15 protein-coding genes are annotated in these 12,121 nt (G+C 40.4%); all 15 read left to right on the top strand.

Annotated features, from left to right (window positions below; translation table 11 throughout):
- Nucleotides 1-101 precede the first annotated feature (101 nt).
- The 15 genes from gcvH (at nucleotide 102) to EHW67_RS00065 (ending at nucleotide 12,104) form a co-directional block, all read left to right on the top strand.
- On the top strand, nucleotides 102-482 hold the full coding sequence (gene gcvH, locus EHW67_RS00135; RefSeq protein WP_126160320.1) for a glycine cleavage system protein GcvH: 381 nt from the start codon (nucleotides 102-104) through the stop codon (nucleotides 480-482).
- 37 nt (nucleotides 483-519) lie between these two features.
- Nucleotides 520-876: a VanZ family protein gene (locus EHW67_RS00130; RefSeq protein WP_158285044.1), complete on the top strand. Its 357-nt coding sequence runs from the start codon at nucleotides 520-522 to the stop codon at nucleotides 874-876.
- 245 nt (nucleotides 877-1,121) lie between these two features.
- Nucleotides 1,122-1,832 carry an energy transducer TonB gene (locus EHW67_RS00125; RefSeq protein ID WP_126160318.1) on the top strand — a complete coding sequence of 237 codons (711 nt, stop codon included), beginning with the start codon at nucleotides 1,122-1,124 and terminating at the stop codon, nucleotides 1,830-1,832.
- Nucleotides 1,833-2,085: 253 nt separating this feature from the next.
- Nucleotides 2,086-2,985 (top strand): heme o synthase, encoded by a 900-nt coding sequence (gene cyoE / locus EHW67_RS00120; protein WP_126160317.1) that lies wholly within the window; start codon nucleotides 2,086-2,088, stop codon nucleotides 2,983-2,985.
- A 5-nt stretch (nucleotides 2,986-2,990) separates the two neighbouring features.
- Nucleotides 2,991-3,572, top strand: coding sequence for a cytochrome c oxidase subunit 3 (locus EHW67_RS00115; RefSeq protein WP_126160316.1), 582 nt, complete (start codon nucleotides 2,991-2,993; stop codon nucleotides 3,570-3,572).
- Nucleotides 3,573-3,719: 147 nt separating this feature from the next.
- On the top strand, nucleotides 3,720-4,691 hold the full coding sequence (locus EHW67_RS00110) for a cytochrome c oxidase subunit 3 (RefSeq protein WP_126160315.1): 972 nt from the start codon (nucleotides 3,720-3,722) through the stop codon (nucleotides 4,689-4,691).
- Nucleotides 4,692-4,749: 58 nt separating this feature from the next.
- The gene (locus EHW67_RS00105) at nucleotides 4,750-5,133 is read left to right on the top strand and encodes a cytochrome C oxidase subunit IV family protein (RefSeq protein WP_126160314.1); all 384 of its coding nucleotides are present in this window, start codon (nucleotides 4,750-4,752) and stop codon (nucleotides 5,131-5,133) included.
- A 134-nt stretch (nucleotides 5,134-5,267) separates the two neighbouring features.
- Nucleotides 5,268-5,900 carry a hypothetical protein gene (locus EHW67_RS00100; RefSeq protein ID WP_126160313.1) on the top strand — a complete coding sequence of 211 codons (633 nt, stop codon included), beginning with the start codon at nucleotides 5,268-5,270 and terminating at the stop codon, nucleotides 5,898-5,900.
- Nucleotides 5,900-6,628, top strand: coding sequence for an SCO family protein (locus EHW67_RS00095; protein ID WP_126160312.1), 729 nt, complete (start codon nucleotides 5,900-5,902; stop codon nucleotides 6,626-6,628). The genes EHW67_RS00100 and EHW67_RS00095 overlap by 1 nt, the downstream gene beginning before the upstream one ends.
- Nucleotides 6,628-7,161: a DUF420 domain-containing protein gene (locus EHW67_RS00090; RefSeq protein WP_126160311.1), complete on the top strand. Its 534-nt coding sequence runs from the start codon at nucleotides 6,628-6,630 to the stop codon at nucleotides 7,159-7,161. The genes EHW67_RS00095 and EHW67_RS00090 overlap by 1 nt, the downstream gene beginning before the upstream one ends.
- 52 nt (nucleotides 7,162-7,213) lie before the next feature.
- Nucleotides 7,214-7,411 carry a hypothetical protein gene (locus EHW67_RS00085; RefSeq protein WP_126160873.1) on the top strand — a complete coding sequence of 66 codons (198 nt, stop codon included), beginning with the start codon at nucleotides 7,214-7,216 and terminating at the stop codon, nucleotides 7,409-7,411.
- A gap of 316 nt (nucleotides 7,412-7,727) precedes the next feature.
- A complete protein-coding gene (locus EHW67_RS00080) occupies nucleotides 7,728-8,429 on the top strand; it encodes an ABC transporter ATP-binding protein (RefSeq protein ID WP_126160310.1) in 702 nt (233 codons plus the stop codon).
- Nucleotides 8,422-9,651, top strand: a complete 1,230-nt coding sequence (locus EHW67_RS00075) for an ABC transporter permease (protein ID WP_126160309.1) — start codon at nucleotides 8,422-8,424, stop codon at nucleotides 9,649-9,651. Before EHW67_RS00080 ends, EHW67_RS00075 begins: the two co-directional genes overlap by 8 nt.
- A gap of 1 nt (nucleotide 9,652) precedes the next feature.
- A complete protein-coding gene (locus tag EHW67_RS00070; RefSeq protein WP_126160308.1) occupies nucleotides 9,653-10,915 on the top strand; it encodes an ABC transporter permease in 1,263 nt (420 codons plus the stop codon).
- Nucleotides 10,916-10,955: 40 nt separating this feature from the next.
- On the top strand, nucleotides 10,956-12,104 hold the full coding sequence (locus EHW67_RS00065; RefSeq protein ID WP_126160307.1) for an efflux RND transporter periplasmic adaptor subunit: 1,149 nt from the start codon (nucleotides 10,956-10,958) through the stop codon (nucleotides 12,102-12,104).
- Nucleotides 12,105-12,121: the final 17 nt, after the last annotated feature.

Raw genomic sequence — 12,121 nt, 5'->3', positions numbered from 1 at the left:
ATAGCCGAAAAAAAAGTTAGCTGGTTAGTAAAAAGTTTAAATGAGATTTTTGATTTACAAGAGATAATCTTATACATTTGCTTGCTTAATAAAGAAAAATAATGAATATACCTGCAGATTTAAAATACACCAAAGACCACGAGTGGGTTAAAGTTGAAGGGGATACCGCCATAGTGGGCATCACTGATTTTGCACAGGGCGAATTGGGTGATATTGTCTATGTGGAAGTTGAAACCTTGGATGAAACCTTGGACAAGGATGAGGTTTTTGGAACCGTGGAGGCTGTTAAGACCGTTTCCGATCTGTTTCTTCCTTTAAGCGGTGAAATAGTTGCCTTTAATGAATCTCTTGAGGATGAACCGGAAAAAGTAAACACAGACCCTTATGGTGAAGGGTGGATTATAAAAATTAAGATTGGCGATTCCTCGGAATTGGATAGCTTGCTCAACGATGCTGACTACAAAGAGCTGGTTGGTGCTTAAAAATTACCTTTTTACAATATTGTTTATAAGCTGGACGGTGTTCATTACACTGCTCAGCTTATTTTCGTTTAAAGGAGATAGTCTGCCGTCTGTAGATATTCCACATGTGGATAAGGCGGTGCACTTTACCTTTTATTTTGTATTTACCTTTTTGGGCTGCTTGGGGTATAGGGAGTTAAAATCTAAAAAAACAACCCTTAAAAGGGCGGTTTTTGTTTCGATACTGACCGCTGTGATTTATGGTATGGTTATTGAGGTATTACAAGGTGTTGCCACGGCCCACAGGGAACCTGATATATTGGATTTTTTGGCCAATAGTGCTGGCGCTTTTGTTGGGGCCTATGCGGTGAAGTATATTTTCTCGGGAAATACTTCCTTGAAGTGGGACAAGTAACATTTTTTTTAAGTATTTTGGGGTCCGTTTTTATAAGGAAGTTGGTAATCCCTTGTTACTTAAGTGTTTTGCGGAGAGGTTGTAGTAAAACAGCCGTGATAAGGTATTTGGATGCCCGCATTTAGGAGTGTAATTGATATTTTGGATCCTTTGAACTGTTGAAATTTATTTGTATATTTTTTAACAAAAAATTTTAAACAGATAAAATAAATATATAAATTAGCGAACATTAAAAAAGAAGAACTATGGAACTTAAAAAGAATCCTAAGGCGGATTTATCAAGAAATAGCGGGCTTTATTTCGTTATTGGTCTTGCATTGGTGATGCTGTTGACGTATGTGGCTTTCGAATGGAAAACATATGACGACGATAACAATTTTGATTATACCATGAATGTGGAGGACACCTTGGATGAGGAAGTTCCTATGACAGAGCAGATAAAAACTCCACCACCACCACCGCCACCAGCCGCACCTGAAATTATTGAGGTTGTTGAGGATGAGGAAGAAGTAGAGGAGACGGTTATCGAGTCTACTGAAACCAGTCAGGAAGAAGAGATAATTGAAGTGGAGGAAATTGAAGTGGAAGAAGTTGAAGAGGACGTTGATGTACCATTTGCCGTTATTGAAGATGTTCCAATTTTCCCAGGTTGTGAAAACGAGCCTAAAAATAAACTTAGGGAGTGTTTTAACCGTATGATGCAGAAGCATATAGGTAAAAACTTTAGATACCCAGAAATTGCCCAGGAAATGGGAGTTCAGGGAAGGGTTAATATCATGTTCGTTATTCAGAAAGATGGTAGTATTGGTAATGTAAGGATGAGAGGTCCGGATAAGAACTTGGAGAAAGAGGCTGCTAGGATTATTAGTAAATTGCCTAAAATGACTCCAGGAAAGCAGAGAGGTAGACCGGTACGTGTTCCCTTTAGTATTCCAATTACCTTTAAGTTGCAATAGTATAAAGCTTATTATATTGAGATCCCGAGCCAAGGCTCGGGATTTTTTTTGCCCAAAAGTGAAGGGTAAGGGTGGTATTTTTCCTGGTTTTGGTAAGTGGTGTAAGTGTTTGTAAGCTCTTGCGGCAAGGAGGTTTGCTCAAGTATGGCCTGGTTTTCAAAGTGTAAAGAAGCAGCAATAAGCATAAACATGATTATTTGGTTGCAAAAAATTCTAATGCGGTGTATCTTTGCGGTCCCTTTAAAAAAAGTAAATGAAAATGGCGGTTAGTTCGGTGAAAAACACAGCATTATCTTTGTATTTCGCTGATTTTAAAGAGATTACTAAGGCAAGGCTTGCTGTAAGTGTGGTTTTTTCGTCCATAGCCGGATATTTTCTGGGTGCCGTTGAAATCAATTTGGTGTCGGTTCTATTGTTGGCTTTTGGTGGTTACTGTATGGTGGGGGCCTCCAATGCCTATAACCAGGTTATAGAAAAGGACTTGGACGCTTTAATGAACCGTACTAGGAATAGACCTATACCTTCTGGAAGAATGTCGGTTGCCATGGCCATGACCATAGCGGTTTTGTTGACCCTTCTCGGCATTGTGGCCCTTTATTTTCTTAACCCCAAAACAGCAATGTTCGGGGCTATATCCATCTTTTTGTATACCAGTGTATATACGCCTTTAAAGACGGTTACTCCCTTGGCGGTTTTTGTAGGGGCATTTCCGGGTGCTATTCCCTTTATGTTGGGGTGGGTGGCTGCTACCGATAATTTTGGGATTGAGCCTGGAACCTTGTTTATGATACAGTTTTTTTGGCAATTTCCCCATTTTTGGGCCTTAGGTTGGATGTTGGATGACGATTACAAAAAAGGAGGCTTTAAAATGCTTCCTACCGGAAAGAAAGACAAAGGCACCGCTTTGCAGATTATTATGTACACCATTTGGATGATGTTGATTTCCATAATTCCTGTTTTTGGTTTTACGGGCAGGCTGCAGTTATCCGTGGTAGCGGCAGGGGTCATATTTTTAATGGGTTTGGTGATGTTGTTATTTGCATTTCGTCTTTATGAAAAAAGGGATAATGCATCGGCAAGAAAACTAATGTTGGCAAGTGTAAGTTATATCACCTTGATGCAGGTGGTTTACGTAGTAGATAAATTTATATAATTAGGATGGACTTAACACAAGGTACAGGGAAAGAGAAGAATGATAGGGCTAAGAAAATGATGCTCTGGTTTGGGATTATTAGCTTATTGATGGGCTTTGCTGGGTGGACCAGTGCCTATATTGTTAGTAGCTCCAGGGAAGATTGGGTAAAGGACCTTTCACTTCCTTCTTCGTTTGTGTTCAGTACTATTGTTATTATCATTAGTAGTATTTCCTATATCATGGCCAAAAAGGCCATAAAAAAGGATGATAGGACCAAGTGTACCTATTGGTTGTTGTTGACTCTGGCTTTGGGGGTGGTGTTTGTGCTCTTGCAGTTTAATGGGTTTTCACAGATGGTGGCCAGAGGTTATTACTTTACAGGTCCTACCAGTAATATTAAAATGTCTTATGTTTTTCTTATAGCCGCTGTTCATATTGTTCATGTTGCAGCCGGACTTATATCTTTGTTGGTGGTGCTAAGGAATCATTTGGCTAAGAAATACAGCTCTCAAGAGATGTTGGGATTGGAATTGGGGGCTACTTTTTGGCATTTTTTGGATATTCTATGGGTTTATCTAATTCTATTTATGTATTTCGTAAACTAATTATTGGCTATTGTGTTGGTAATTAGGGGCTATGCGAAGGGCGCTTATTTAGAATGTGTTTTTTTTGCCATTTTTAAAAGGCAAAAATTTTGTTTAGCCGAAAAAAATGTAAATTTGTGAAAATTTTATTAACGCTATAATTTTTATATGGATTCTACGGTTACTACGGGTACAGAAGAAAACGTTTGGGGTGGTGGAAACCAGCCATTGGGTGCCAGTTACGGGAAGATGATGATGTGGTTTTTTATTGTCTCCGATGCTTTAACATTTTCGGGCTTTCTGGCTGCTTACGGTTTTTCAAGATTTAAATTTATCGAAACATGGCCAATAGCCGATGAGGTTTTTACCCACGTACCTTTCTTTCATGGGAATTTCCCTATGTATTACGTGGCATTCATGACCTTTGTGCTTATTATGTCTTCGGTGACAATGGTATTGGCTGTTGATGCCGGTCATAAATTACAGAAGACAAAGGTGATCTGGTATATGTTCCTTACCATTATTGGGGGAGCTATATTCGTAGGTTCACAGGCTTGGGAATGGGCTACCTTTATCAAAGGGGATTATGGTGCTATTGAAACCAAAGGTGGACGTATACTACAATTTGTAGACGCCAATTCCGGGGAGCGTATGGCTTTGAGGGATTTTGCTGCTACCATTCCAAGTGAGAGAGTGGACCATGAAAAGAAAAATGGTGTATGGTACTATGAGGGAGAAGCCTTGCCAAGCTATTCTTTGAACGAGGTTTTGGCGGGTGTTAAGTCCAACTCCAACGTGCTTATTCGAACAGAGAAGGTGGTAGAAGGTCATAAGACGGTATTGTCAAGAGAAGAGACCTTGGCCAAGTTAAAAGATGCTAGGTTGGTCGTTGAAGGGGCAAATCTGGTGCGCAATGAATACGGAAGTAGGTTGTTCGCCGATTTCTTTTTCTTTATTACAGGATTCCACGGATTCCACGTTTTTTCAGGGGTGGTGATCAACTGTATTATTTTCTTTAATGTTATCCTTGGTACCTATGAGAGAAGAGGACATTATGAAATGGTAGAAAAGGTTGGTTTGTACTGGCACTTTGTAGATTTGGTTTGGGTATTTGTATTTACCTTCTTCTACCTGGTGTAATAAGCGTTTGCAACTTAATTTATCCTAAAAATAAAACTTACAAAAAATACTTTATAAAATGGCACACGATCATAAACTCGAAATATTTAGAGGGCTGTTGAAGTTTAAGTCCAACACCCAAAAAATATGGGGTGTATTAATTTTCCTTACTTTGGTTACCATAGTAGAGGTGGTCTTGGGTATATTGAAGCCTGTTTCTTTGACCCATTCCTACTTCTTGGGTATGAAAATATTGAATTGGATCTTTATTATTCTAACCTTGGTAAAGGCCTATTATATTGCTTGGGATTTTATGCACCTGAGGGATGAAAAAAGTTCACTTCGTAGGTCCATTGTATGGACGCCCATTTTCTTGGTTGCCTATCTGATATTTATATTGCTTTTTGAAGCAGATTATATCTACCAAGTGTATAGGGACGGTTTTATTAAATGGAACTTCTAACGAATAATTAACAACTTAAAAAGACGGTTTAACAACCGTCTTTTTTATTTTTGCAGCAGCCGAAATTGTTCCTGTTTTGCTTGGGTCCAAGTTGTTTGGATTGCACCGGGACCAATAGGGTTAATTAATAGAGGATGAAGAAGACAATTGTACTCGTTACCTTATTTATAATGCCTATAGTGGTGTACCTATTCTTTGCTTCGGGTATCACCAATTTTGGGAAGTTGGCCATGTTGACCCATGATGTTTCTGAAATCGATTTTGCTGACAGTAATGTAGCCCTGGCCGATAAGATAACCGTACTAGGGTTTTTGGGTAGTGATGTTTCCAATAAAAAGGGCAATGCCTTTAATTTAAATCAAAAAATCTACAAGCGGTTTGGTCAGTTCAAGGATTTCCAATTTGTAATGGTAATGCCAAAGGGAACAGAGCAAAGTGTTGACGATCTAAAGGCCCAATTGGGGCAATTGTCCGATGTGTCCAAATGGAATTTTGTTTTTGGGGAAGAGGATCAGATCAAGGGGCTTTTTAATAGTTTGGGAACCAACTTGTCCTTGGACGCCAATTTAGGGACCCCTTATGTTTTTATAATTGACAAGGAACGCATTTTAAGGGGAAGGGACGACGATGAGGATGAAGGTGTAAAATACGGCTTTGACACCTCCTCTGTGGCCGATTTAAACAATAAGATGGAGGACGATATAAAAATTATATTGGCCGAGTACAGAATGGCGCTGAAAAAAAATACCGCACAAAGGGAAAAATAATGCAAAAGAACAAATATAGCTACGTCTGGGTTTCTCTCGTAATCTTGGTTTTCGGTATTATTTTTATTCCTAAAATTATAGACCGTGTACAGAGCGGTACCATAGTCCAATCAGATAGAATGAACGTAAAGGATTCCAATGCTAAATTGGCCTTTGTTGAGATTAATGGAGAAAAACGTAAGGTGCCTCCTTTCGCATTTATAAACCAGGATAGCTTGTTGATCAGTAATGAGGACTATTTGGGAAAAGTATACGTGGTAGAATTCTTTTTTACTACCTGTCCTACCATTTGTCCCATTATGAACAAGAATTTGGTACAGCTACAGGACGAACTAAAGGAGTTTGAGGACTTTGGGGTGGCTTCTTTTACCATAAACCCTGAACATGATACCCCGGCAGTATTAAAGGCCTATGCTGAAAAATATGGCATAACCAATATGGATTGGCATTTAATGACGGGCGAATTAACAGATCTCTATGCCCTTGCCAATTCCGGATTTAATATTTTTGCAGCACAAGTACCAGAAGCCGCTGGAGGTTTTGAACATGCCGGGCTGTTTGCATTGATAGATAAGGATGGGTATATAAGATCAAGGGTAGATAAGTTTGGAAACCCTATAGTATATTACCGTGGCACCATAACCCAAGAAGAGGGAGAAAACGACCATGGGGAGCAAGAGCAGATATCGATCCTCAAGGAGGATATTAAAAAATTGTTGGAAGAATAATGGATTCAATTGCACTAAAAGAGAAGAAGTTTAATAAGATTATTAATGCGGTGTCTATAGTAATACCTGTAGTAGTAGCCCTACTATTTGGGGTAAAACTGCCCAATGTTGAGCCGTTGTCATTCTTGCCTCCCATCTATGCATCCATAAACGGTCTTACTGCTATTTTGTTGGTAGGGGCCGTATTGGCCGCAAAAAAGGGTAAACTGGTATGGCATCAGAATATTATGACCGCTTGCATAGCCTTATCTCTGGCTTTTCTGGTAATGTATGTGGCTTATCATATGACCTCCGAATCTACCTCTTATGGCGGTGAGGGAATAGTAAGATATGTATACTTCTTTATTTTGATATCGCATATTCTACTGTCTATAGTAATAATCCCATTGGTATTGCGTACCTATGCCAAGGCATATCTTAAGAATTTTGAGGCCCATAGAAAATTGGCAAAGATTACCTTTCCCCTATGGTTATATGTTGCCATTACCGGGGTAGTGGTTTATTTAATGATTTCTCCATATTATGCGCACTGATAACTACTATTTTTTAAGAGGATTTACAGGGGGCAGAACCAAATTGCCTATAATGGTTTTGATCCTGTTAATGTTGTTGTTGCCAGAGGTTGTAGCGGCACAATGTGCTATGTGCCGAGCGGTATTGGAAAGCGAAGGAAGTGAAGCCGCCGCCGAAGGTATCAACAATGGCATTATGTATCTAATGGCCGTACCCTACCTGTTGGTAGCTGGTCTTTTTTTCTTCATTTATAAAAAGATGAAAGCCTAGTAGCTTTTATTTTCACGCTTTCTTTTGTAGGGAAACATTTCTCTTGAAGCTCGTTTCCTGTCTGCTGCAAACAGCACTTGGTAAGTCATTACAAAATAAGTTTTGACTAAATCTCTGCTTTTTCCAGACCAAGGATATTTACACTGCTCCACGGTTTTACTGTACTCTATAATGGAACAAGAGAGGTAGGTGACAAGGATCCTTTGTGTTGATTGTATATTTTTAACATAGTTTTTACATTTTTGATGTAACAACTATAGCGGTTATTAGTCTTATACTCGTAATTTGCAGCTAAACATCTCTAATTCAACTAAAAATGATTGAAATTAAGAATCTTCACAAGTCATATAAAATGGGGAGTAATTCCCTTCATGTATTAAAAGGTATTAATTTTTCTGTTGGAGATGGAGAGCTTGTGGCCATAATGGGATCTTCGGGTTCCGGTAAGTCTACCCTCTTAAATATTCTTGGTATGCTGGACGTTTTGGATGAAGGCTCATATACCTTGGATGGGGTGCCCATTAAAAATCTTAATGAGACCAAGGCTGCGCAATACAGGAACAAGTTTTTGGGATTCGTATTTCAGTCCTTTAACCTTATCAATTACAAAAGTGCCATGGAGAATGTGGCACTTCCGTTGTATTATCAGAAAGTAGGAAGGAAGGAGCGACAAGAAAAGGCTTTAAAGTATTTGGAGCAGGTGGGCTTGCGGGAATGGGCAGACCATTTGCCCAGTGAGCTGTCTGGTGGGCAAAAGCAGCGGGTGGCCATTGCAAGGGCCATGGCGGCAGAGCCCAAGGTCTTATTGGCAGATGAGCCCACAGGGGCCTTGGACAGTAAAACTTCTTACGAAGTCATGGATCTTATCCAAAAAATAAACGATGCCGGCAATACCATTCTTATAGTTACCCATGAACCGGATATAGCCGATATGTGTAAAAGAATAGTGCACCTAAAGGATGGAGTAATTGTGGAGGATAAAAAAGTAACCCAGGTTAGAGCTTCCCAGTATGTTTAGTAGGGATAATTGGAAAGAGATTTTTAAAACTATTCAGAAGAATAAGCTTCGTACCTTTCTTTCGGGTTTTACGGTGTCTTTGGGTATTTTGATCTTTGTGGTCCTATTTGGGATGGGAAACGGTCTGGTGAATACCTTTAACGAGTTCTTTGGAGACGATGCCACCAATGTGCTTTATATCTTTCCCGGTAGAACTACCATTCCCTATAAAGGCTATAAATCCAACAGGGTCATAGAGTTTGAAAACAGTGACCTGGAGGATATTGAAAAGAACCTGGCCATGTTCGTGGAATATACTACCCCTAGGATTACAAGAAGTGGACTAGTTAAGTATAAAAACGAATCCAATAATTATACCAGTAGGGCTGTAGGACCTGCCCATCAATATGCTGAAAAAACCATAATGATGAAAGGGAGGTATTTAAATGAGGAGGACATGCGCAATAAGACCAAATACGTGGTCATTGGTAGACTGGTAGAGAAAGACCTTTTTCAGGGAGAGGACGCTATTGGCAAGTACATAGACATTTCGGGCAGTGCATTTATGGTTGTAGGGGTTTTTCAGGATGATGGCGGGGACAATGAGGAGCGATTGATATACATGCCGTATACTACCAGACAGCTTATTGAAAAAAATACCGATAAAATTAATCAGATCATCGTTGGGTTTAAGCCAGAGATTGGCTATGCGGGCGCCATGGCTTTGGACAGGAGCTTGGAGCGTTTTTTTAAAGAGAAAAAGTATATCAGTCCAGAGGATCAGAACGGAATCTTTATACGTAACGTAGCGGACCAATTAAAACAGAATCAACAATTTGCAAGGGTCTTACAGCTTATAGTGGGACTGGTGGCCTTTGGGACCATCATAGCCGGGATTATTGGAATAAGCAATATCATGGTATTTGTGGTCAAGGAGCGTACCAAGGAATTGGGTGTTAGAAAAGCCTTGGGTGCTACCCCTAAATCAGTTATAAGCTCCATTCTTTTGGAATCGGTATTTATTACCACTATCTCAGGTTTTGTGGGAATGATGATAGGGGTCGCCGTACTGGGGTCCTTAGGGGAGAAACTTAAAGATTACTTTATTACCAACCCTTATATTGATATGGTGATGGCCGTTAGTGCAACTTTGGTTTTAATTCTTTTTGGGGCCATAGCAGGCTATATACCGGCGAAACGGGCAGCTGATATAAAACCAATTGAAGCCTTAAGAGACGAATAATATGCGATTTTTATTTGATAGCAATACTTGGCAGGAAATCTTTGGTTCTATTGGTAAGAATAGGACCAGGACCATTATTACCGTGATTGGAGTGTTATGGGGCATCTTTATCTATATTGTATTGTCCGGAGCAGCCAAAGGGCTGGACAATGGGTTTGAAAAGCAATTTGAAAACGTAGCTATGAACAGTATGTTTGCCTGGGCACAGAGTACCAGCATGCCCTATAAAGGTTTTAAGACAGGTAGACAGCTGCAACTTAAATTAAAGGATGCATCCATTTTAAAAAATAGGATTCCGGAGATAGAGTTTATTGCCCCAAGGAATGTAAAAGGTGTTTTTGGAGGTAGTCCGGCACAGACGATTAGGGGAGGTAAGTCCGGCAGCTATGCCGTTTACGGCGATTATCCCATTTCTACAAAAATAGCTACCAAAAAAATATACGATGGTGGAAGGTTTATAAATGATGAGGATATAGACCTGGCCCGAAAGATCTGTGTAATAGGGGAGCGCACCCAGAAGGAGTTATTTGAGAGCGATGAAAACCCTATTGGAAGCTATGTTAGGATAGACAATGTATTCTTTCAGGTGGTGGGCGTCCATAAATTTACACCCGGAGGTGGATTTGAAAGCGATTCGGATATCTATATACCCTTTAGCACATTTAAGAAATTGTACAATACCGGAGAGAACGTGGGCTGGTTTGCCATAGCGGCCTATGATGACGCAGATGTTATAAAGGTAGAGGAAAATGTAAAGGCGGTTTTAAAGAATATACACAATGTAAACCCCAAGGACGAACGGGCCATAGGCTCTTTTAATTTGGGGGAGATCTTTAATAGGATTGTGGGCTTCGCAAAGGGACTTACCTTTATGTCGCTCATTGTTGGAGTGGCCACTATTTTGGCCGGAGTAATCGGGATAGGAAATATCCTTCTTATATCGGTAAAGGAAAGAACCAAGGAATTGGGGGTTAGACGGGCCCTGGGAGCTACCCCTAGGGAGGTGCGTTCCCTTATTATTTTGGAATCGGTTTTCCTGACCATGATAGCCGGGGTCATGGGCATTATATTGGGAGCGGGGGTTCTAAGTATCATTAATAAAATGACTGCGGAGTTGGATTTCCCCTATGCCAATCCAACAGTCCCAATTCCTTATGTATTGGGGGCCTTGGCCATAATGGTGGTTCTGGGAACCTTGATAGGATTAATCCCGGCACAGCGTGCTGTAAGTATAAAACCTATAGATGCCCTTAGGGAAGAATAAAATAAACCAAACTATATCAGGCAATTAAATACAATCAAAAATGAATAAAGTTCTAAAATACATCTTAATTGGAATATTGGTGCTGGGCGCATTATGGGCCGCCGCATTTTTTATAAAATCCAACAGTAAATCGGCCATTACCTATGAGACAAATAATCCGTTTAAGGCCAATGTGGAAAAGAAGACCGTAGCCACCGGAAAAGTAGTACCCGAGGATGAAGTGGAGATAAAGCCGCAGATCTCCGGGATTATAGATGAGATTTTTCTTAAGGAGGGCGATATGGTAAAAGCTGGCGACCTTATAGCAAAAATAAAGGTGGTTCCCAATGAACAGTCACTAAACCAGGCCAAAGGGAGGGTGCGCAATGCCGAAATAGCCCTGAACAATACCAAAACGGAATATGATAGGAACAAGGTGTTGTTTGATAAAGGGGTTATATCTAGCCAAGATTTCAATACCCAACAACTGCGTTACGATCAGGCCAAATTGGAACTGCAGAATGCACGATCGGATTATCAGATTATTAGGGTAGGTTCTGCTGGAGGCTCTGCTACCGCCAATACCAATATCAGGGCAACCGTATCAGGGACCATTTTGGAGATACCGGTAAAGGAAGGGGATCAGGTTATTCAAAGTAACAATTTTAATGATGGAACCACTATTGCCACCATAGCCGACCTAAGTATTATGATTTTTGAAGGCAAGGTAGATGAGGGGGAAGTTGGGAAATTAAAGCTGGGTATGCCTCTAGAAATAAGCTTAGGAGCCATAAACGACAAGAAATTTGATGCAACCCTGCGCTTTATCGCTCCAAAGGGTATTGAGGAATCCGGGGCCGTACAGTTTAAGATAGAGGGAGATGTAACCGTGGAGGACGATTTTTTGATCCGGGCAGGCTATAGCGCCAATGCTTCACTTGTGCTGGAAAGGAAAGACAGCGTGCTGGTAATACCCGAAGCCTTATTGCAATTTGATAGAAAAACCGATAAGCCTTATGTGGAGGTAGCCGTTGGTCCCGTTGAAGAACAGAAATTTGAGCGCAAGGATGTGGAAGTCGGAATATCTGATGGGGTTAACGTGGAAATCGTTTCCGGAATTACCCAAGAGGATAAGGTGAAGGTCTGGAATAAGACCGAACCCATAAAGAAAGGGGACGAAGACGAAGAGGATACGGCAGAAGATAATTAAGAAGGGAATAGCAATCA

Source organism: Arenibacter aquaticus (genome assembly GCF_003957295.1).
GTDB lineage: Bacteria > Bacteroidota > Bacteroidia > Flavobacteriales > Flavobacteriaceae > Arenibacter > Arenibacter aquaticus.
The sequence above is the reverse complement of the archived record's forward strand: the minus strand, read 5'-3'. Positions and strand labels throughout refer to the sequence as shown.

Excerpts from the sequence above, each read along its gene's own strand:
- gcvH (WP_126160320.1), top strand. The coding sequence starts at position 102 with ATGAATATACCTGCAGATTTAAAATACACCAAAGACCACGAGTGGGTT.
- EHW67_RS00125 (WP_126160318.1), top strand. The coding sequence starts at position 1,122 with ATGGAACTTAAAAAGAATCCTAAGGCGGATTTATCAAGAAATAGCGGG.
- cyoE (WP_126160317.1), top strand. The coding sequence starts at position 2,086 with ATGAAAATGGCGGTTAGTTCGGTGAAAAACACAGCATTATCTTTGTAT.
- EHW67_RS00115 (WP_126160316.1), top strand. The coding sequence starts at position 2,991 with ATGGACTTAACACAAGGTACAGGGAAAGAGAAGAATGATAGGGCTAAG.
- EHW67_RS00110 (WP_126160315.1), top strand. The coding sequence starts at position 3,720 with ATGGATTCTACGGTTACTACGGGTACAGAAGAAAACGTTTGGGGTGGT.
- EHW67_RS00105 (WP_126160314.1), top strand. The coding sequence starts at position 4,750 with ATGGCACACGATCATAAACTCGAAATATTTAGAGGGCTGTTGAAGTTT.
- EHW67_RS00100 (WP_126160313.1), top strand. The coding sequence starts at position 5,268 with ATGAAGAAGACAATTGTACTCGTTACCTTATTTATAATGCCTATAGTG.
- EHW67_RS00095 (WP_126160312.1), top strand. The coding sequence starts at position 5,900 with ATGCAAAAGAACAAATATAGCTACGTCTGGGTTTCTCTCGTAATCTTG.
- EHW67_RS00090 (WP_126160311.1), top strand. The coding sequence starts at position 6,628 with ATGGATTCAATTGCACTAAAAGAGAAGAAGTTTAATAAGATTATTAAT.
- EHW67_RS00085 (WP_126160873.1), top strand. The coding sequence starts at position 7,214 with ATGGTTTTGATCCTGTTAATGTTGTTGTTGCCAGAGGTTGTAGCGGCA.
- EHW67_RS00080 (WP_126160310.1), top strand. The coding sequence starts at position 7,728 with ATGATTGAAATTAAGAATCTTCACAAGTCATATAAAATGGGGAGTAAT.
- EHW67_RS00075 (WP_126160309.1), top strand. The coding sequence starts at position 8,422 with ATGTTTAGTAGGGATAATTGGAAAGAGATTTTTAAAACTATTCAGAAG.
- EHW67_RS00070 (WP_126160308.1), top strand. The coding sequence starts at position 9,653 with ATGCGATTTTTATTTGATAGCAATACTTGGCAGGAAATCTTTGGTTCT.
- EHW67_RS00065 (WP_126160307.1), top strand. The coding sequence starts at position 10,956 with ATGAATAAAGTTCTAAAATACATCTTAATTGGAATATTGGTGCTGGGC.